At 58.8% G+C, this 20710-nt stretch carries 19 protein-coding genes; 17 read left to right on the top strand and 2 right to left on the bottom strand.

Translation table 11 applies throughout. The annotated features are described in order from the left end of the window. Position 1 precedes the first annotated feature (1 nt). From nhaA to ABD806_RS14640, 3 genes are all read left to right on the top strand, one after another. A complete protein-coding gene (gene nhaA, locus ABD806_RS14630) occupies positions 2 to 1192 on the top strand; it encodes a Na+/H+ antiporter NhaA (protein ID WP_344959306.1) in 1191 nt (396 codons plus the stop codon). A 112-nt stretch (positions 1193 to 1304) separates the two neighbouring features. Next, positions 1305 to 2249: a transcriptional activator NhaR gene (nhaR, locus tag ABD806_RS14635; RefSeq protein ID WP_344959308.1), complete on the top strand. Its 945-nt coding sequence runs from the start codon at positions 1305 to 1307 to the stop codon at positions 2247 to 2249. Positions 2250 to 2259: 10 nt separating this feature from the next. Further along, positions 2260 to 2574, top strand: a complete 315-nt coding sequence (locus tag ABD806_RS14640) for an ArsR/SmtB family transcription factor (protein WP_344959310.1) — start codon at positions 2260 to 2262, stop codon at positions 2572 to 2574. 68 nt (positions 2575 to 2642) lie between these two features. Here ABD806_RS14640 and rpsT read toward each other — a convergent pair whose 3' ends face one another. Then, positions 2643 to 2903, bottom strand: a complete 261-nt coding sequence (gene rpsT, locus ABD806_RS14645; RefSeq protein ID WP_116475065.1) for a 30S ribosomal protein S20 — start codon at positions 2901 to 2903, stop codon at positions 2643 to 2645. Between the two features lie 195 nt (positions 2904 to 3098). On the opposite strand from rpsT, the gene murJ reads away from it, so the two are divergent. The 6 genes from murJ to ispH all read left to right on the top strand — a co-directional run bounded on the left by murJ (position 3099) and on the right by ispH (position 10378). Beyond that, positions 3099 to 4655: a murein biosynthesis integral membrane protein MurJ gene (murJ, locus tag ABD806_RS14650; protein WP_344959313.1), complete on the top strand. Its 1557-nt coding sequence runs from the start codon at positions 3099 to 3101 to the stop codon at positions 4653 to 4655. Between the two features lie 67 nt (positions 4656 to 4722). Then, positions 4723 to 5670, top strand: coding sequence for a bifunctional riboflavin kinase/FAD synthetase (gene ribF, locus ABD806_RS14655; protein WP_344959315.1), 948 nt, complete (start codon positions 4723 to 4725; stop codon positions 5668 to 5670). 5 nt (positions 5671 to 5675) lie between these two features. Next, on the top strand, positions 5676 to 8501 hold the full coding sequence (gene ileS, locus ABD806_RS14660; RefSeq protein ID WP_344959317.1) for an isoleucine--tRNA ligase: 2826 nt from the start codon (positions 5676 to 5678) through the stop codon (positions 8499 to 8501). Next, the gene (gene lspA / locus ABD806_RS14665) at positions 8501 to 8989 is read left to right on the top strand and encodes a signal peptidase II (RefSeq protein WP_344959319.1); all 489 of its coding nucleotides are present in this window, start codon (positions 8501 to 8503) and stop codon (positions 8987 to 8989) included. The genes ileS and lspA overlap by 1 nt, the downstream gene beginning before the upstream one ends. Continuing rightward, positions 8986 to 9432 carry an FKBP-type peptidyl-prolyl cis-trans isomerase gene (gene fkpB / locus ABD806_RS14670; protein WP_344959321.1) on the top strand — a complete coding sequence of 149 codons (447 nt, stop codon included), beginning with the start codon at positions 8986 to 8988 and terminating at the stop codon, positions 9430 to 9432. Before lspA ends, fkpB begins: the two co-directional genes overlap by 4 nt. Before the next feature lies 1 nt (position 9433). Further along, a complete protein-coding gene (gene ispH / locus ABD806_RS14675) occupies positions 9434 to 10378 on the top strand; it encodes a 4-hydroxy-3-methylbut-2-enyl diphosphate reductase (RefSeq protein ID WP_344959323.1) in 945 nt (314 codons plus the stop codon). Between the two features lie 314 nt (positions 10379 to 10692). Here the strand turns inward: ispH and ABD806_RS14680 are convergent, their stop codons facing one another. Beyond that, positions 10693 to 11091 carry a type IV pilin protein gene (locus tag ABD806_RS14680; RefSeq protein ID WP_344959325.1) on the bottom strand — a complete coding sequence of 133 codons (399 nt, stop codon included), beginning with the start codon at positions 11089 to 11091 and terminating at the stop codon, positions 10693 to 10695. A gap of 91 nt (positions 11092 to 11182) precedes the next feature. On the opposite strand from ABD806_RS14680, the gene ABD806_RS14685 reads away from it, so the two are divergent. The 8 genes from ABD806_RS14685 to rnr all read left to right on the top strand — a co-directional run bounded on the left by ABD806_RS14685 (position 11183) and on the right by rnr (position 20662). Then, the gene (locus tag ABD806_RS14685; RefSeq protein ID WP_344959328.1) at positions 11183 to 11680 is read left to right on the top strand and encodes a GspH/FimT family pseudopilin; all 498 of its coding nucleotides are present in this window, start codon (positions 11183 to 11185) and stop codon (positions 11678 to 11680) included. Next, positions 11674 to 12339, top strand: coding sequence for a PilW family protein (locus ABD806_RS14690; protein ID WP_344959330.1), 666 nt, complete (start codon positions 11674 to 11676; stop codon positions 12337 to 12339). The genes ABD806_RS14685 and ABD806_RS14690 overlap by 7 nt, the downstream gene beginning before the upstream one ends. A gap of 1 nt (position 12340) precedes the next feature. Next, positions 12341 to 13474, top strand: a complete 1134-nt coding sequence (locus ABD806_RS14695) for a PilX N-terminal domain-containing pilus assembly protein (RefSeq protein WP_344959332.1) — start codon at positions 12341 to 12343, stop codon at positions 13472 to 13474. Positions 13475 to 13485: 11 nt separating this feature from the next. Continuing rightward, a complete protein-coding gene (locus ABD806_RS14700) occupies positions 13486 to 15462 on the top strand; it encodes a type IV pilus modification PilV family protein (protein ID WP_344959334.1) in 1977 nt (658 codons plus the stop codon). Between the two features lie 83 nt (positions 15463 to 15545). Then, complete coding sequence (locus tag ABD806_RS14705) at positions 15546 to 17165, top strand: NAD+ synthase (protein ID WP_344959336.1); 1620 nt, start codon at positions 15546 to 15548, stop codon at positions 17163 to 17165. A 9-nt stretch (positions 17166 to 17174) separates the two neighbouring features. Further along, entirely contained in the window at positions 17175 to 17513 is a 339-nt protein-coding gene (glnB, locus tag ABD806_RS14710) for a nitrogen regulatory protein P-II (protein WP_116475052.1), read from the top strand. Between the two features lie 163 nt (positions 17514 to 17676). Then, on the top strand, positions 17677 to 18186 hold the full coding sequence (gene luxS, locus ABD806_RS14715) for an S-ribosylhomocysteine lyase (protein ID WP_344959339.1): 510 nt from the start codon (positions 17677 to 17679) through the stop codon (positions 18184 to 18186). 130 nt (positions 18187 to 18316) lie between these two features. After that, positions 18317 to 20662 (top strand): ribonuclease R, encoded by a 2346-nt coding sequence (rnr, locus tag ABD806_RS14720; protein WP_344959341.1) that lies wholly within the window; start codon positions 18317 to 18319, stop codon positions 20660 to 20662. The last annotated feature ends 48 nt before the right edge of the window (positions 20663 to 20710 follow it).

Genomic DNA, 20710 nt, shown 5'->3' on the forward strand with positions numbered 1-20710 from the left:
GATGTCTGATGTGATGAAACGATTTCTGGCCATGGAATCGGCCAGCGGTATTCTGCTAATTCTGGCAGCAACGGCAGCCATACTGATCGCCAACAGTGGCTTTGGCGATCTCTATACAGCCTTCCTGAATACCGAGGTCCAGATCCGCATCAACAGCCTGAACCTGGACAAGTCTCTGCTGCTGTGGGTCAACGATGGCCTGATGGCGGTGTTCTTCCTGCTGATCGGCCTCGAGGTCAAACGGGAGCTGATCGAAGGGGCCCTGTCCCGCCGCGAGCACGCCATTTTCCCGGCCCTGGCTGCCCTGGGGGGGATGATCGTGCCGGCCCTGTGGTTCCTGGCCTTCAATGCCCTGGATCCTGAGGCGCGCGGCGGCTGGGCCATCCCTGCCGCTACCGATATTGCCTTTGCCCTGGGGGTCATGGCGTTGCTGGGCAAGCGGGTACCGATCAGCCTGAAAGTGTTTCTGCTGGCGCTGGCAATCATCGATGACCTGGGTGCCATCCTGATCATCGCGCTGTTCTACAACCATGGCCTGTCGCTTCCTCCCTTGGGGATTGCCCTGCTGGCGTTGATCGGCCTGCTGTTGTTGAACCGGGCGCGGATCGGCAGCCTGCAGCCCTACCTGGTGCTGGGGCTGATCATGTGGGTGGCGATCCTGAAATCCGGGGTGCATGCGACCCTGGCCGGGGTAATGCTGGGCTTCCTGATCCCCCTCTATAACGATAAGTGTTCCCCCCTGAAGAAGCTGGAGCATGCCCTGCATCCCGCCTGCGCCTTTATTATTTTGCCACTGTTTGCCTTCGTGAATGCCGGTGTCTCCCTGCAGGGGCTGTCGTTGAGCGATGTGACCTCGACTGTGCCGCTGGGGATCATGCTGGGATTGTTGCTTGGCAAGCCGATGGGTATCTTCCTGGCCAGCTGGCTGTCGGTAAAATACCGTGTTGCCCAGCTGCCGACCGGCGTTACCCTGTCGCAGATCTTTGCGGTCTCGGTGCTGTGCGGTATCGGCTTCACCATGTCGATCTTTATTGCCTCACTGGCCTTCGGGACCAATCCGGAGCTGGCCAACCTGTCACGCCTGGGGATCCTGCTCGGTTCTACCATGGCGGCGCTAATAGGTTACGGCATGCTGTACCTGGTCCTGCCCGGCGCTAAAAAGAGTAAACTGCAGATGCAGGCTGTTTACTGATTGCTCAGGGCGCCGGGACGGCGCCCCTTCATCGCCATACCAACCTAAGCCGGGTATTCAAACCCGGCTTGTTTCATTAAGATGGTGCTATCGCGGATTGGGAGAAGGTCTCTTGTCACACCTGAACTATAACCATCTCTATTATTTTTGGATGACCCAGAAGAAGGGTTCGGTGACCAAGGCCGCCGAAGCCCTGTTCCTGACGCCGCAAACGGTGACCGGCCAGATCCGCCAGCTGGAAGAACGGCTGGGCGGCAAGCTGTTTAAGCGCAAGGGACGCCAGCTGGAGGCCAGCGAACTGGGCCAGCTGGTATACCGCTATGCGGATCGCATGTTCAGCTTGTCCTATGAGATGCTGGATATCGTCAACTACCGCAAAGAAGATCACCTGTTGTTCGAAGTAGGCATCGCCGACGCCCTGTCCAAGCGGTTGGCCAGCCGGGTGCTGCTGTCGGTGATCCCCAACGACGGTTCTATCCACCTGCGCTGTTATGAATCCACCCACGAAATGCTGCTGGAACAGCTCAGCCAACACAAACTGGATATGATTTTGTCCGATTGCCCGGTGGACTCGGCCCAGCATGCGGGTTTGTTGTCCAAGAAACTGGGTGAGTGTGATATCGGTTTCTATTGCCGCGAGCCTTTGCCCACCAAGCCCTTTCCCGCCTGCCTGGAAGAGCGCCGCCTGTTGATCCCGGGGCGGCGCACCGCCATGGGCCGGCAGTTACATCATTGGCTGGAAGTACAGGGGCTCAAGCCCCAGATCCTGGGGGAGTTTGACGACGCGGCCCTGATGAAGGCGTTCGGCTTTTTCAACCAGGGTATTTTTGTGGCGCCGGCTATCTACCGGGATGCGATACTGCAGTACCAGCCGGTGGTGGAAATAGGCCGGGCGGAGGAGCTGAAGGAAGAGTATTATGTGATTTTTGCCGAGCGTATGATCCAGCATCCGGCGGTCAAGCGGCTCTGTGAAAGTGACTTTTCCACCCTGTTTTCGGGGCTGGATGACTTTTCGACGGTCACGGTGCCGCCCACCTTTGATAGTGAGTGGAGCTGACAGCAGCGCTATGAATAGGGTTATGGCGGTCGATATCGAGCAAATGGAAGCCAATGCGGCAGATGCTGTCCGGCTGCTGAAGGCCCTGGCCAACGAGCGGCGGCTGTTTATCCTGTGCCATCTGCTTGACAAAGAGCTGTCGGTCGGCGAAATGAACCTGCATCTGGGGTTGAGCCAGTCAGCCCTGTCACAGCACCTGGCCATCCTGCGCAACGAGCGGCTGGTGCGCACCCGCAAGGAGGCACAGACCGTCTATTATTCTCTGCAAAGCGATGAAGTACGGGAAGTGATCGCCCTGCTGCACAGGCTGTACTGCAAGTCGTAGCGGTAAATAACAGCCAATAAAAAACCGGCCAGAGCCGGTTTTTTTCGTTCGCAACCAATCAAGCGCTATTACAGGGCTTTGATCTGTGCGTTCAGACGGCTCTTGTGACGAGCAGCTTTATTCTTGTGGATCAGGCCTTTGGTAGCCATGCGATCCAGCAGAGGCTGAGCTGCATCGAAAGCTTTTTGAGCGTTTGCTTTGTCACCGCTGGCGATGGCAGCTACGACTTTCTTGACGTAGGTACGCACCATAGAGCGGCGGCTGGCGTTGTGCTTACGACGTTTCTCTGCTTGAAGCGCGCGTTTCTTAGCAGATTTAATGTTAGCCAAGGTAAAACTCCTAAAACTGTCTTAGCGAGTGTTCTTAAAAGGCCGAGGAATATGCCTTTTTCATCGCTGATTGTCAATTGATTTGTGCAAATAAACACCGCCCTGTGACAAGACACGGGGAGGGGGTTAAACTGTCGGCCGATTCTAGCAGCATTCGCCTGCTTTCAGCAATTTTCTTGCCGTGAGGTTTTCATTTTGAGTAAGGCGCTTTTGCGATCCGGGCTGATAGTGTCCGCCATGACGCTGGTTTCCCGGGTGCTGGGACTGGTACGGGATGTGGTGATTGCCAACCTGATGGGGGCCGGGGCGGCGGCGGATGTGTTCTTTTTTGCCAACCGCATTCCCAATTTTCTGCGTCGGTTGTTTGCCGAGGGGGCCTTCAACCAGGCATTCGTGCCGGTGATGACCGAGTACAAGCAGACCGGCTCGGTCAAGGACACCCAGGCCCTGCTGGCTGCCGTGTCCGGTACCCTGGGCCTGATCGTGACCCTGGTGACCCTGGTGGGGGTGCTGGGCTCGTCGGTGGTCACCATGATGTTCGGGGCCGGCTGGTTTATGGAGTGGCTGAACGATGGTCCGGAGGCGCACAAGTTCGAATTGGCGTCCCTGCTGCTGAAAATTACCTTTCCCTACCTGTGGTTTATCAGCTTTACCGCCATGGCCGGCGCCGTGCTCAACACCTTTGGCCGGTTTGCGGTGTCTTCCTTTACACCGGTATTTCTCAATGTGGCGCTGATTGCGGCGGCGCTCTGGCTGTCGCCGAACATGGCGCAGCCGGAGCTGGGTCTGGCCATCGGTGTCTTTGCCGGCGGGTTGATCCAGTTCCTGTTCCAGTTTCCCTTTCTTGCCCGGCTCAAGTTGCTGGTCCGTCCACGCTGGGCCTGGCATCACCCCGGGGTGGTGAAAATCCGAACCCTGATGATACCGGCGCTGTTCGGGGTCTCGGTCAGCCAGGTCAACCTGTTGTTCGATACCATGCTGGCTTCCTTCTTGGCCACCGGTGCCATCAGCTACCTGTATTATTCCGATCGGCTGCTGGAGTTCCCCCTGGGTTTGTTCGGCATCGCCATCGCCACCGTGATCTTGCCGGTGTTGTCCAAGCGCCACGTCGATGAGTCCCATGACGGCTTCGCCAGTACCATGGACTGGGGGGTGCGTATGGTGCTGCTGATGGGCTTTCCCGCCATGCTGGGGCTGCTGGTACTAAGCGAGCCCATGCTGCGGGTATTGTTTATGCGTGGGGAGTTTGGTATTACCGAGGTAGCGGCGGCGGGACGCAGCCTGCTGGCCTATGGCATAGGTTTGCAGGCCTTCATGCTGATCAAGGTGCTGGCGCCGGGGTATTATGCCCGCCAGGACACCCGAACTCCGGTCCGGTTCGGCATTATCGCCATGGTGGCCAATATGGTGCTTAACGCCATCTTGATCTTCCCCCTGGGCTACGTGGGCCTGGCGCTGGCCACCGCCCTGTCGGGAATATTGAATGCCGGCCTGCTGGCCTATGGCCTGCATCGGCGCAAGATATACAGCCCCAGCCGGCAAACCGGCCTGTTTACTCTGAAGGTGGTGCTGGCGGGACTGGCCATGGCGGGGCTGCTGTCCTGGCTGTCACCGGCATTGAGCCAGTGGGCCCGGTGGAGCCTGCTGACGAGCAGCCTGCACCTGCTGGGCTATATTCTGGCCGGTGCGCTTTGTTATGGTATCGTGCTGTTGTTGGTCGGGGTGCGGGTCAAGGATTTTAAAACCTTGTAGCAAAGGCTGATCCTGTCGCTTCGCTGATGTATAATCCGCCGATTTGCAGGGGCCTTGAGCGAGATTTATGGAGCTTATTCGTGGCATACATAATATAAAGCCCTGGCACAGTGGCTGTGTGCTCTCCATAGGTAATTTTGATGGGGTACACCTGGGCCATCAGGCTGTGTTGGGCAGGCTGACCGAACAGGCCAGGCGCCTGGGCGTACCTGCCTGTGTGATGGTGTTTGAACCCCAGCCTCAGGAAGTGTTTGCCGGTAACGGCTCACCCCCCCGGTTGACCCGCCTGCGGGAAAAATACCTGCAGCTGGCCAAGTTAGGCATCGATCGCCTGCTCTGTGTGCGTTTCAATGCCGCCTTTGCCGGCCAATCTCCCGATAAATTTATTCGTGGCCTGCTGGTCGATAAGTTGGGGGTACGTTTCCTGGTGGTGGGCGATGATTTTCGCTTCGGCAGGAACCGGGGTGGGGATTTTGAACTGCTGACCCGGGCGGGGCGTGCCTTTGACTTTGAGGTGGTCAGTACCCAGAGCTGGTGCCTGAACAACCAGCGGGTGAGCAGTACCCTGATCCGCGAAGCCCTGGCCCGGGATCGGCTTGCCGATGCCGAGCGCATGTTGGGCCGGCCTTTCAGCCTGTGCGGACGGGTCGCGCATGGCAACAAGCTGGGGCGTACCATCGGCTTCCCCACCGCCAATGTGGCGCTCAAACGCCAGGTGGTACCGGTATCCGGCGTCTATGCGGTGGAGATGCAGGTGGCGGGAAACCGTTATCCCGGCGTGGCCAATGTGGGCCACAGGCCGACCATCAGTGGCACCCATCCCCAGTTAGAAGTCCACCTGTTTGATTTTACAGGCGATCTGTATGGCCAGCAGGTGGAAGTAGAGCTCCGCCATAAATTGCGGAATGAGCAAAAATTCGCTTCCTTTGCGCTGTTAAAGGAGCAGATTCAACGTGATGCGACTGCCGCCCGACGACTGTTCGGGCTGACCGTGTCAGAACAGGACGGAATGTAGGATCCATGAGCGACTATAAAAATACCCTGAATTTGCCCGAAACGCAGTTTCCCATGCGTGGCAACCTGGCTCAGCGCGAGCCGGAGATGCTTAAGCGCTGGTATGAGCAGGACCTGTACGGCGCGGTGCGTACTGCCAAGGCCGGCAAGCAGCCGTTTATCCTGCACGACGGCCCTCCCTACGCCAACGGCAATATTCACATCGGTCACTCGGTCAACAAGATCCTCAAAGACATTATCGTTAAATCCAAGGGCCTGGCCGGCTACGATTCTCCCTATATTCCGGGCTGGGACTGCCATGGTCTGCCCATCGAGCTGAAGGTCGAAGGCAAGGTCGGCAAGCCGGGCGTGAAGGTGTCGGCCGCCGAGTTCCGCGAAGCCTGCCGTGCCTACGCCAAGGAGCAGATTGAAGCCCAGAAAACCGATTTTATCCGCCTGGGCGTACTGGGTGATTGGGACAATCCCTACCTCACCATGAATTTCGGGACCGAGGCCAACATCATCCGTTCGCTGGCCAAGATCATCGACAACGGCCATCTGCACAAAGGCTCCAAGCCGGTGCACTGGTGTACCGACTGTGGCTCGGCCCTGGCCGAGGCGGAAGTGGAGTATGAAGACAAGCGCTCACCCGCCATCGACGTGCGTTTCCAGGCGGTGGACGAAGCCGCCGTGGTCGCCAGCTTCGACTGTGCCGACCAGCATACGGGCCATGGCCCCGTGTCCGTGGTGATCTGGACCACCACCCCCTGGACCCTGCCCGCCAACCGGGCGGTGGCGCTGCACGCGGAGCTGAACTATGCCCTGGTGCAGGTGGAAGGCGAGCACCCCGAGCGCCTTATCCTGGCCGCTGATCTGGTCAAGGATGTGATGGACCGCGCCGGTATCAGCCATTATCACAACCTGGGCTACTGCCAGGGCGCTAAACTGGAACTGAAACGCTTCCGGCATCCCTTCTACGAGTTTGATGTGCCGGCCATCCTGGGTGAGCACGTGACCACAGATTCCGGGACCGGCGCCGTGCATACCGCCCCCGGTCATGGCCAGGAAGACTTCGTGGTCGGCCAGCAATATGGCCTGGAAGTCGCCAATCCGGTGGGCGGCAACGGCGTCTATCTGTCCGACACCCCGCTGTTCGCCGGCCAGCACGTGTTCAAGGCCAATGAGTCGGTGGTCGAGGTGCTCAAGGAGCGCGGCGCCCTGCTGCACCACGAAGCCTATACCCACTCCTACCCCCATTGTTGGCGCCACAAGACCCCGATTATCTTCCGTGCCACCCCCCAGTGGTTTATCAGCATGGAGCAGGCCGGCCTGCGCGGTCAGGCGCTGGACGAAATCCGCAAGGTGCAGTGGGTGCCCGAATGGGGTCAGAATCGCATCGAAGCCATGGTGGAGAACCGCCCGGACTGGTGTATTTCCCGGCAGCGTACCTGGGGCGTGCCCATCGCCCTGTTTGTGCATAAAGAGACTCAGGCGCTGCACCCCCGCGCCACCGAGCTGATGGAAGAGGTCGCCAAGCGGGTGGAGCAGGCCGGTATCCAGGCCTGGTGGGATCTGGATCCCGCCGAGTTGCTCGGTGCTGAGGCCAGCCATTACGAGAAGGTGCTCGATACCCTGGATGTCTGGTTCGACTCGGGTTCGACCCATTCCTCGGTGGTGGACGCGCGCCCCGAGTTTCAGGGCCACCCGGCGGACATGTACCTGGAAGGCTCGGATCAGCACAGGGGCTGGTTTATGTCCTCCCTGATGATCTCCACCGCTATGAAGGGCCATGCGCCTTACCGCCAGGTGCTGACCCACGGCTTTACCGTCGACGGCCAGGGCCGCAAGATGTCCAAGTCGGTCGGTAACGTGGTCAGCCCCCAGGAAGTGATGAACAAGCTGGGTGCCGACATCCTGCGGCTGTGGGTGGCGAGCACCGACTATTCTGGCGAGATGACGGTCTCCGACGAGATCCTCAAGCGTTCCGCCGACGCCTATCGGCGGATCCGCAATACCGCCCGTTTCCTGCTGGCCAACCTGAACGGCTTCAACCCGGCCACCGATATGCTGGCGCCCGCCGATATGGTGGTGATCGACCGCTGGGCGGTGGGTCGAGCCAAAGCCATCCAGCAGGAGATTGCCAAGGCCTACGACGAATACAACTTCCACCAGGTGACCCAGAAGCTGATGCAGTTCTGCTCGGTGGAAATGGGCTCCTTCTACCTGGATGTGATCAAGGACCGGCAGTATACCGCCAAGGCCGATGGCCTGGCCCGCCGCTCCTGCCAGACCGCCCTCTACCATATCGTCGAGGCCCTGGTGCGCTGGATGGCTCCGATCATGAGCTTCACCGCCGATGAGATCTGGGCGCTGTTGCCCGGTGAGCGGGACACCTTTGTCTTTACCCAGGAGTGGTACCAGGGCTTGTTCGGTTTGGCCGAGGGCGAAGCCCTCAACGACGGCTGTTGGGCCGAGCTGCTCAAGGTGCGCCAGGCGGTCAACAAGGCCCTCGAGAGCGCCCGCAACGACAAGGTGATCGGCGCCGCGCTGGAAGCCGACGTCACCCTGTTCGCCGACGAGGCGTTAAGCTCGGCATTGGCAAGGCTTGGCGACGAACTACGCTTTGTGATCCTTACCTCCAAGGCGGTGGTACGTCCGCTGGCCGAGGCCGCCGGCGCCGCCGATACCGAACTGGCCGGCCTCAAGCTACAAGTGGCCAAGAGCGAAGCGGCCAAGTGCGGGCGTTGCTGGCATCATGTGGAGGATGTGGGCAGCCATGCGGATCATGACGGCATCTGTGGCCGTTGCGTCTCCAATGTCGCCGGAGACGGCGAAGTTCGCCGGTTTGCCTGATGAAGGCAGTGCTCAATACCGGCTTGCGCTGGTGGTGGCTGGCCCTGGTGGCCATCCTGGCAGACCAGCTGAGCAAGTGGTTGACGGTCAATTACCTGGACTACGGTTATCCGGGGGTGCAGCTCGCCCCTTTCTTTAACCTGGTGCACGTCTATAACCCCGGGGCGGCCTTCAGCTTCCTGGCCGACCAGGGCGGCTGGCAACGCTGGTTTTTTGCCGGCCTGGCCTGTGCCGTAACCATCATGCTCAGCATCTGGATGCATAAAGCGCCCAAGTCGGCCCGCTGGTTGCCGGCGGCCTATGCCCTGATCATCGGCGGCGCCCTCGGCAATGTGATCGACCGTCTGGTGCTGGGTCATGTGGTGGACTTTCTGGATTTCTATGTGGGCAACTGGCATTGGCCCGCGTTTAATCTGGCCGACAGCTTTATCTTTGTGGGTGCGGCCATGATTATTATCGACAGTTTTAAGAAGGATACCCCCAAATGAGCAAGCAAATAGCCGCGGACAGCCGGGTGCTGTTCCACTTTACCATCAAGCTGGAAGACGGCTCGGTGGCCGACAGCACCCAGCTGCACGGTAAGCCGGCCAGGCTGCAGATGGGGGACGGCAGCCTGACCCCCAGCTTCGAGGCCTGCCTGCTGGGATTGGAAGAAGGCACCAAGAGCAGTTTTGAACTGGGTCCGGATGATGCCTTCGGCCCGGTCAATCCCAACAATATCCACCATATGGAACGCAGCCGCTTCGCCGCCGATCTGGAGCTGGAAGAAGGCGCCATCCTGTCCTTTACCCAGCCCAACGGCGCCGAAATGCCGGGGATTATCCGGGCGGTGGCCGGGGATTCGGTCACCGTCGACTTTAATCACCCGCTGGCCGGACATCATGTGACCTTTGAAGTAGAGATCCTTGCCGTTGAGCAAGACGGAGCCTGACATGAACATCTTACTCGCCAATCCCAGAGGCTTTTGTGCCGGCGTCGATCGGGCTATCAGCATAGTTGAAAGCGCCCTCGAAAAGTTCGGTGCCCCCATCTACGTGCGCCATGAAGTGGTGCACAACCGCTATGTGGTCAACAAGCTGAAGGATGCGGGTGCGGTGTTTGTTGACGAACTGGAGCAGGTGCCTGACGGCAATATCGTGATCTTCTCTGCCCACGGCGTGTCCAAGGCGGTGCGCGAGGAAGCCAAGCGGCGCGAGCTGAAGGTGTTCGACGCCACCTGCCCGCTGGTGACCAAGGTGCACATGGAAGTCCACAGGGCCAGTAAGAAAGGCATAGAAACCATATTGATCGGCCATGCGGGTCACCCGGAGGTGGAGGGCACCATGGGTCAGTATGAAAGTGCAGAGGGCGGCATGTACCTGGTCGAAAATCCGGATGATGTCGCCAGGCTGCGGGTGAAAAATACCGAGAACCTGACCTTCGTGACCCAGACCACGTTGAGCGTGGACGAAACCTCCGAGGTGATCGACGCCTTGCGAGCGCGTTTCCCCACCATCGAAGGGCCGCGCAAGGATGATATCTGCTACGCCACTCAGAACCGTCAGGACGCGGTACGTGAGTTGGCCGCCAAGGTGGATCTGTTGCTGGTGGTCGGCTCCAAGAACTCCTCGAATTCCAACCGGCTGCGCGAGCTGGCCGAGAAGATCGGCACCCGTGCCTATCTGATTGACTGCGTGGAGATGATAAATCCGGACTGGCTGACCGGTGCCGGCCAGGTGGGCGTCACCGCCGGCGCCTCTGCCCCCGAGGTGCTGGTGCAGGAGGTGATCGCCCATCTGCAGAGCCTGGGCGGCAAGACGGTCAGCGAGCATCCGGGACGGGAAGAGAACATCGTCTTTGAAGTCCCGGCCGAACTGAAGATAAAGCAGGTTTCCTGACATAGCACTTGATTGACTGACAAGGCCTCCGATACCGGAGGCCTATTTATATTCAGGAAGAGTTGTTTGATTAGGTCGTGATTGCTAGGTCGGGAAAAGGGCCCGCTCCGCCGACTCGCTGTGAATACATCCATGTACGCTCTCCGTTTCGTCCCTGAAACGGAAGGTCGGCGGAGCAGCTCCCTTTGTCCTCCCTGATGCTGCAGAGTCGCCTGTTGGCACCGTCTCCGGGCAACTCGGTGTTCAGAAAGAGGCAACAGAGGCAACGGTGTTGCCCCGGCACTCCGACTCAATATTTGTTACTGGGATTGGTATTACTGCCAGCAGGCCGCCGGTGCCTTGCTGTTGTCCCTGCCCAGGGTCAGCGGGCTGCAGGACACGGCGCCTTCCTTGTCGTTCAACTGGCTGGAGCCGGTCTTGGCTGTGGCAATCAGTTCATAATCACTGGCGCTGGCTCCGCTGACCGTGAAGGTGTAATCGGCATGGGTGGGCAGGAAGGTGGCACTCGCCTGGCTGGTGGTGGCGTAGGTCTGGTGGGAGATGCGCCATTCTTCCTGCTCCAGCTGCATGCTGTACAGCGCCTGTATGGCCTCTATCCTATTGCTTTTCAACAGGTAAGCGGAAAAAGAAGGGTAGGCGACAGAGGCGAGTATCGCCATGATGGCGACCACTATCATCAGTTCTATCAGGGTAAAACCGGTACTCTTTTGCATCCGACATTCCTTGTCTAAAGTCCCGATATGGACCAAGCTTAGCAGCGGTTGGGTGTCGCCGCCGGGCAATTTGGCTTCAGGGAGGAAGCGGATGCAAAGGGGACAATCGGGGCTTACTCTGCTTGAATTGCTGGTCGGCATGACGGTGACGGCTGTGCTGTTGTCTGTCGCCGTCCCCAGCTTCCAGAGCTTGCGTCAGCAGTATACTGTGCGCAGTGCCGGCATGCTGGTGTATGGCTCAATGCAACTGGCGCGCAGCGAGGCTGTGCAGCGCAATAAGGACATCACCCTGTGTTTCAGCGGCTCGGGCACGACCAACTGGAGCTACCAGATCAATGATTTAGTGGATTCAACCGACTGTTCAGGTGGTATCAACGAGGTGATTGAAAGCCTGAACAGCCAGGACTTTCCGGCGGTGACCCTGACCTCCTCCTACGATCATCTGACCTTCAAGCCGCGCAGGAATACCCTGACGTCGGGTAATGTCACCCTGTCCAACGGCAGCCAGAGCATGCTGGTGAAAACCTGGAATAATAGCATTATCAGAACCTGCTCCGATGATCAGCTGATAGGGGTGCCGGCATGCTGAGTCCTAATAAACATGCCGGCTTTTCGGTGGTGGAGATGCTGGTGTCGCTGGTGGCCGGCCTGGTGGTGGTGGCGGGCGGCATCTCCCTGTTTGCCTCGGTCATCATCTCCGGTAATACCACCCTGATGCTGTCCCGGCTGAATCAGGACCTGCAGGCGGTCGGCGACATCATCAGCCGTGATCTACAGCGGGCGGGCTACCACCCCAGCGCGGCCGAAGACATGGCTCTCGGAGCCCCCACTTCCGGTGCCGTCTCACCCACCTATGTTTTTTCGACAGCGGATGATCTTTATAGCGCATCGGGTGCGGCTAACCCCAGCTGTATCCGCATCAAGTACTGGGCTCCGGACCCGCCCTCCGGATCCGGAGCCGTGGTACGCGTCTATAACTACGATTCGGTGAATAAAGCGCTGAAGGTCAGTACCAGCTATAGCGAGCCGACCAGCTCGGCTCTGAGCAGCGGCGACTGCAGCAGCGGCAGCAAGTTGGTGTCGGATGATGAAGTGCTGATCGACGCATTAAGCTTTGAGCTGGTATCCGGCAGCAGTCCGACCGGCATGAGGACGGTCAGGGTGAATATCACCGCCGCCCATGCCAAAAAAACCGAGCTGTCCATGAGCCTGCAACGCCAGGTAAAAATCAGAAACGACGGATACTGAGATGCGAAACAGAGTAAAGGGATTTACCACTGTCACCATCACCCTGCTGCTGGTGTCCATCCTGGTGGCAGTGTCCGCCTTTATCGGCAAGGTGCTGGTGTCGGAAAAACGTATCGCGCTGAATGAAATCGAATACCGGGTAGCCTTTGCCGCCGCCGAAAAGGGCGTCGCCTCGGCCATGGCCGAGTTGAAGGTGAACCCGACGGCGACTGTCCTGTCGGGGGCCGTGGCCATTTCCTCGGCCCAGGCGAGCTATAGCGTGACCATGACGCCCAATGGCGCGGCAACAGGGGTCACGGATGTCGTTTCGGTGGCCACCCTGGATACCGGTGGCCAGACCACCGTCAGCGTGCAGCTGGCCGAGCGCAGCATCCTCAATCCCAATAGCTCGGGGCCGGCGGCGCCGCTGCTGGTGGGGGGGGCCAGTACGGGGATCAGCGGCAATATGACGGTGGTGGCCAACCCCAATGGCGGCGGGCCCGGTGTGCCGGTGTCTGTCTGGTCCGGGAAGGATATTTCTGGCGGGGGCAGCATGCAGACCTGCCATCTGGGAGATTATGCCAGCGGCTCCGGTTGTAGCGCCAGCATCAGTACCAAGAGTGGCGGCACAGTGGTGTTCGATACCGATGTGGTTGATAACGATCCCGATTTTCCGGCCGATATGCTGGAGTATATATTCGGCTACGGCGCCGGTGACTGGGACAAAATCGAGGCCATGGCCACAGCAGTAGTGACCAGCTGCAGTGAGGTTAATGCCCCCGGCTTTTTTATTGTTGACGGTGGTGGAGAATGTGATCTCAGCGGAGTGACCAGCTCGGCGTCAAGCCCCGCCATAGTGATCGTCAAGGATGCGAATGTGAAAGCGAATGGCGGGGATAAATTTTATGGCTTGTTGTTCTCTTATGATTCAGACCCTACCGACGCTACCGTATTTAATTTGAAACTGAATGGCGGTGCCCAGATTTTTGGCGCCATTTCAACCAATCATGGCGGCGATAATTTAAACGGCACCTTTGATGCGGTTTATGATGCGGGTGTGTTCTGTATCCTGACCAATTGCGACAGCTCAGGCGGTGGGGTGGGAAATCCCTTTGTCAGCATCAGCACCATTCCCGGTAGCTGGAAGGACTGGTAGCAGGAGGCACGATGAAACAACAAGCAGGGTTCGGTCTGGTGGAGGTGATGATCGCCTTCCTCCTGGTGGCGGTGACGGCGGGCTCGTTGCTGCAGCTGAACAAGGTCTACCTGGAATACAGCCGCGATGGCCGCAACCGGGAGGTGGCCCTGCGGCTGGCCGAATCCAAGCTGGATGAGCTCAGGAGCTTTCAGGATCAGAGCGGCTATCAGGCCATCGGCAGCGGTGCCGAGCAGACGGTGGTAGACGAGGCGGTCTATGAGCTCGGTTGGGCGGTGACCGATTATGGTTGGGACGGCTCGACCTGGGTGTCACCGCCACCGAGCGGTGTGGCTTCGGGGAAAAAGGAGATAGTGCTTACCATCGACTGGGAGGATGCGGGTGGCCCGGACAGCTTTACCCTCGGCTCGGTGGTGGCTCCTAATCTTTCCATCGGGGGCGGCCCTTTCGGCAGCAGCGGAGATAATATTGGCTTAGGTTTGGGCGGCCCCAAGGTGGACCATACGCCGGGTGCTATCCCGGATATCATCTCCATAGTGACCGATCCCGATACCGGCATTAAACAGGAAACCACCAAGCCAGCCCCTCAAATCAGCAAGAAAGGTAACGATGTCGTGGTGAGCTTTGATTCTGTTATCTACGATGCGAGCAGCGATAGCCTGATCAAGAGTGATAGCAGGACGCTTTATTGTTCCTGCAGTGCGCAGAGCGGTACCAAGTCCACCAGCAAGCCGGCGGCCCCCATCGCCTTGACGCAAAGCATTTATTGGGAAAAGGGTGGCCTGGCGGATAAAAACTGGGGAAATAGTAGTAATGCAAATTGCACAAGCTGCTGCAATAATCATTACGATGTGCCCTCCAGCAGTTTATTTGCCGATAACTACAATCAATTCAATAAGGGACATAGTCACACCGGGACCACATATTTTGAGTCCTGCCGCATGCTGAGGATCGATGGCTATTACCAGCTGATGCCGGATTGGAACCTGGTCTCGTTGAATGTGTTTCCTCCCGGCTATCTGGCCGATGTGGATAATGTCACGCTCTATCAAGGCTATATAAAATATGTGGTGCAGGGCTATGTATCGGAGCTAAAGGCGGGGACGCAAACCGTTGGTTACACGGCGACCAGTTATCGTGACTGGTTGTCTGCCAATGGCTCTGCCGGGCAGTTGGCATCCTTTGACAACTTAACCAAGTTGTCCGTCTCGTCTTCTTACCAGTTTGCCGCCAGGGCCATCTATGTCGACATCCTGCCCCAGAGTCTGCTGGATAAGGTTGATCTTACCAAAGATGATTGGCTGACCAGGGTTTCCTTTAATGAAGTGAATGTCACCCTATTGGCGAATTGGGCGCTGACTGTAGCCGACGATCTTTATTTGGATGTCACCAACGAGAATATCAATACCATTGTCGACCCTGATAACAATTATTTTGGCACCTATTCGAGGGGCTATGTGACCGGGGAACAGGTAACGACTTCGGATAAGCCCAAGGTGACAGCCAAGATGACGCGCTATAACAGTGGCTTAACGGGTCAGAGCGCCATTTCCACCTTTGATGGCAGCAATGTGTTCAGTTCCAGCCTGGATGTGGAGGTCAAAACAGGATCTGTTTCGAAAGTGACCTTCGACGGTAGAATTCAATGTTTGACCACTCAGAACAGTAACTCTACAACGGCTATTTCGTGCTCAAAAAATGATTTCGGCAAGACGACGGTGATTGCCACCAATGGTAGCTGTACTCTTAATAAAGAGGCGGACGTGGCGACCGCGAGTTATCAATGTACCGTTCCGGCGTCGCAGTCGGTAACAACGGTGACCTTTAGTGAAACCTCGAATAACAGTAACTTTGTGTTTAATGCCGGCGCTACCAACCCCAAAGCCATCAGCTTAAGTGCCAGCGAGATTGCGAGCGGAGCCGTTCCCTGTGTCCTACAGATAAAGAAAAACATCACAAATTACAGCACCATTACCTGCACCCCCTAAGCCGGTTGTGTAGAAGCCGGCGCTGGTAACCCCGGCGCCTTTTTTTTATCATGCTTGCAATTCCATGAGCTTACAGGCAACCCATGTCCCAACACCTGACCCTGGCGCTGGCCCAGTTAAACCTGACCGTCGGCGCCATCGAAGCCAATACCCAGGCCATGCTGGCCGCCGCCCGCGACGCCGAACAGCAGGGCGCCGAGCTGGTGCTCTTCCCCGAGCTGGCGGTAACCGGCTACCCGCCGGAAGATCTGCTGTTTCGCGACGATCTCTACCTGCGGGTCGAGTCCGCGCTCGACCAACTGGCCCAGGCCAGCGGCCGGCTTGCCCTGGTGGTCGGTCACCCCTGGCGCCAGGACGGCAAGCTTTATAATGCCGCGTCTTTCTTCTATCAGGGCCGGCTGGCCGGCCGCTACTTCAAGCAGCTGCTGCCCAACTACGGGGTGTTCGATGAGAAGCGCTATTTCAGCGCCGGCGAGCGGTCCTGCGTGGTCGAGTTCAAGGGCCACCGGCTGGGCCTGTTGATCTGCGAGGATGTGTGGGAAGCCGGTCCGGCCGCCGCCGCCAAGGCGGCGGGGGCCGAGCTGTTGCTGAGCCTCAATGCCTCGCCCTACCACAGGGGCAAGGCCTGGATCCGCGAAAGTCTGCTGGCCCGGCGCAGCCGCGATAACGGCGTGCCGCTTGTCTACCTCAACCAAGTCGGGGGCCAGGATGAACTGGTGTTCGACGGCCGTTCCAAGGTGTTCGACGCAGAAGGCGGGCTGACCCAGAACCTGGCCGCTTTCGCACCCGAACTGGCGCTGGTGCGCTTCGACGACAAGGCGCCGCGCAAGGCCGAGATCAATGCCCATCTCGAGCCGCTGGCGGAGGTCTATCAGGCGCTGGTGCTGGCGACGAGGGACTATGTGAACAAGAACGGCTTCAATGGCGTCGTGCTGGGATTGTCCGGCGGTATCGACTCGGCCCTGACCCTGGCCATCGCCGTGGATGCCCTGGGGAAAGAAAAGGTGCAGGCGGTGATGATGCCGTTTCGCTATACCGCCTCCATCAGCGTGGAAGACGCCCGGGAAGAAGCCAAACACCTAGGGGTGGAATTCGACATCGTCTCCATCGAGCCCATGTTCGACGCCTTCATGAACCAACTGGCGCCCCTGTTTGCCGGCACCGAAAAAGACACCACCGAAGAAAATCTGCAGGCCCGGGCCCGCGGTGTCTTGCTGATGGCCATTTCCAACAAACGTCGCCGGCTGGTGCTGACCACCGGCAACAAGAGCGAGGTCGCGGTCGGCTACTGCACCCTCTACGGCGATATGGTGGGCGGCTTCGCGCCGCTCAAGGACGTGCCCAAGACCCTGGTGTTTGCCCTGTCCGAATACCGCAATACCCTGGGCTATGTGATCCCCCAGCGGGTGATCGACCGGCCGCCATCGGCCGAGCTGGCCCCGGATCAGCTCGACCAGGACAGCCTGCCCCCGTATGATGTGCTGGATGCCATCCTCGAAGGCTATGTTGAGCAGGACAAATCCCTGGCCGAGTTGCTGGCTGAGGGCTTTGACGAGGCCGACGTGCGCCGGGTGATCAAGCTGGTAGATATCAACGAATACAAACGCCGCCAGGGGGCGGTCGGGCCGCGTATCACGCCGCGTAACTTCGGCAAGGACAGACGCTATCCCATCACCTCGGGCTTTGGCAAAGTGAACTGGTAAGGAGAAACCATGAAAAAGATCGAAGCCATTATCAAGCCCTTCAAGCTGGACGACGTGCGTGAAGCCCTGGCCGAGCGCGGTATTACCGGCATGACGGTGTCGGAAGTGAAAGGGTTTGGCCGCCAGAAAGGCCATACCGAACTCTATCGCGGTGCCGAATACATGGTCGACTTCCTGCCCAAGGTCAAACTGGAACTGGTGGTACAGGACGATCTGGTTGAGGCTTGTATCGAAGCCATCGAAACCACCGCGCGCACCGGCAAGATCGGCGACGGTAAAATCTTTGTGTTCGATGTAGGCCAGGTGATCCGTATCCGCACCGGCGAGCAAAACGAAGAAGCCGTTTAAGGGCAGGGATGAGTGATTGGGGAATGGGGACCTGCCATTCCCCCGTTCTTTATTCCCCATTCCCTGCTCCCCGTTACCGACGCACTATAATTCCCTGAATTACCTTGGCCCTTGGGGTTTTCTTTGTCACAATCTCTGTGAAATCTTAATTGAGGAATAAGTTATGCCACTGCTGGACAGTTTTACCGTCGACCATACTCGTATGGAGGCCCCGGCGGTGCGGGTAGCCAAAACCATGGCGACCCCCCATCAAGACACTATTACCGTGTTCGATCTGCGCTTCTGTCTGCCCAATAAAGAAATCCTGTCGGAAAAAGGTATCCATACCCTGGAGCACCTGTTTGCCGGCTTTATGCGCAATCACCTCAATGGTAATGGGGTGGAGATCATCGATATTTCGCCCATGGGGTGCCGGACCGGTTTTTACATGAGCCTGGTGGGCGCGCCCGACGAGCGGCGGGTCGCGGATGCCTGGCTGGCGGCGATGGAGGATGTGCTGAAGGTGGAAAACCAGTCACAGATCCCTGAGCTGAACGAATACCAGTGCGGTACCCATGTGATGCATTCCCTGGATGAAGCCAAGGCCATTGCCCGCAATATTATCGACCGGGGCGTGGGTATCAACAGCAACGAGGCACTGAAACTGCCGGAAGAAATGCTCAAGTCTCTGTAAGCTCCCGGCCTCCCTGGGGCCGGATGCCTGCCTGGACGAGCACTGGTTCAGGCAGGCGAGGGGTCACTATGTGCTCTTTTCTCTATCGAATATACTTCCCTTATCACAGTGCTCAAATGGACCACTTTCTATGTCAGAAAACCAAGACCCCTTCCTCCAGCGCGAGGCCGATAAATACGAAAACCCCATCCCCAGCCGGGAATTTATCCTGGAACACCTCAAGGAACGCAAAACCCCGGCCAACCGGGACGAGCTGTTTTCCGAGCTGGAACTGGATGGTGAAGAGCAAGCCGAGGCCCTGCGCCGTCGGCTGCGCGCCATGGAGCGTGACGGCCAGCTGGTGTTTACCCGCAACAAATGCTATGCCCTGCCCGATAAACTGAACCTGATCAAAGGCTATGTCATCGGCCACCGGGAAGGCTTCGGCTTTTTGCGCCAGGAGGACGGCGGTGACGACCTGTTCCTGGCCCAGCGGGAAATGGATGCCCTGATGCATGGCGACTATGTGCTGGTGCAGCCCCTGCGCTTCGACAGCCGGGGCCGGCAGGAAGCCCGGGTGGTGCGCATCCTCAAGTCCCGGGATCTGGATGTGGTCGGTCGCTATTTCGTGGAGAACGGAGTCAGCTATGTGGTGCCCGACGACAGCCGCATCGCCCAGGATATCTTAATCCCCCAGGGAGAAACCATGGGAGCGCGCATGGGCCAGGTGGTGGTGATTACCATTACCCAGCGGCCAACCAAGCGCATGACCGGAGTGGGCAAGGTCATTGAGGTGCTGGGCGAGACCATGGACCCGGGCATGGAGATTGAGATAGCCCTGCGCAGCCACGGTATTCCCCACGTGTGGCCGGAAGAGGTCAAGCAGGAAATTGCCAAGCTCAGCGAAGCAGTGCCGGAAGAGGCCAAGAAGGGCCGCAAGGATCTGCGCGATCTGCCCCTGGTCACCATAGACGGCGAAGACGCCCGCGACTTTGACGATGCGGTTTACTGCCAGCCCAAGCGCTCCGGTGGCTGGCGGCTGTGGGTGGCCATCGCGGATGTGTCTTCCTATGTGCGCCCGGGCACGGCCCTGGACGGCGAAGCTCATCAGCGCGGCAACTCCGTGTATTTCCCCGAGCAGGTGATCCCCATGCTGCCGGAGGTGCTGTCCAACGGTCTCTGCTCCCTGAACCCGCAGGTCGACCGGCTGTGCATGGTGGCGGAGATGACCATTTCCGCTACCGGCAAGTTGTCCGGCTTCAATTTCTACGAAGCGGTGATGAACTCCCATGCCCGCCTGACCTACACCAAGGTGGCGGCGATCCTGGAAGGGGATGAAACCCTACGTGAGCGTTACCAGCCGCTGGTGCCCCATCTGGAAGAGCTGAACAAGCTGTATCAAGCGCTCAAGGGTGCCCGCCACCAGCGCGGCGCGGTGGAGTTTGAAAGTGAGGAAACCCGCTTCGTGTTCAACCCCCAGCGCAAGATAGAGCGCATAGTGCCGCTGGTGCGTAACGATGCCCACAAGATCATCGAAGAGTGCATGATCCAGGCCAACGTTGCCGCCGCCCGTTTTATCGAGAAGCACAGCGCCGACACCCTGTTCCGGGTGCATGACAAGCCGAGTGAAGAAAAACTGGTGGGTTTTCGCAGCTTCCTCGGCGAGCTGGGCCTGGAGCTGAAGGGGGGACTGGAGCCGGCACCGGCCGACTATGCGCTGTTGGCCGAACAGATCAAGGACAGGCCCGATGCCGAGTTGATCCAGACCATGCTGCTACGCTCGATGAAGCAGGCGGTCTATCAGGCCGACAACATGGGGCACTTCGGCCTGGCGCTGAAATCCTACGCCCACTTTACCTCGCCGATCCGCCGTTATCCGGATCTGGTGCTGCACAGGGCCATCAAGTTTCAGCTGGCCAAGGAATATGGCCAACCGGGGCAGAAATGGACCGCCACCGGCGGCTTCAACTACCAGTACGACGAAGTCGCCCCCCTGGGCGAGCACTGTTCCATGACCGAGCGTCGGGCCGATGACGCCACCCGCGACGTGGCCGACTGGTTGAAGTGCGAGTACATGCTCGACCATGTGGGCAGCGAGTTCGGCGGCACCATCGCCAACGTCACCGGCTTCGGCTTCTTCGTGCGCCTGGATGAAATCCATATCGACGGCCTGGTGCATATCTCCAGCCTGCAGAACGACTATTACCAGTTTGATCCGGCCCGCCAGCTGCTGATCGGCGAAAACTTCCGCCGCCGTTACCGGCTGGGCGACAAGGTGCGGGTCAAGGTGATGGCTGTCAACCTGGATGAGCGCAAGATCGACTTCGACATGGTGGAAGAGCCCCTGCCTGCCGGCGTCAAGTCGGCGAAATCCGGCAAGGGCGCGAAAAACCTCAAATCCCGGCAAAGGGCCAAGCCCAAAAGTGGCGATAAACCCGACGCGAAAGCCGACAAAGGGGATAAACCCAAATCCCGAGGCGGCAAGAAGCGTCGCTGATAGTTGGTAGGGAATAGGGACTGGTGACAGGGGAACAGATCCCCGACC

This window comes from Zobellella aerophila, assembly GCF_039539325.1.
GTDB lineage: Bacteria > Pseudomonadota > Gammaproteobacteria > Enterobacterales > Aeromonadaceae > Oceanimonas > Oceanimonas aerophila.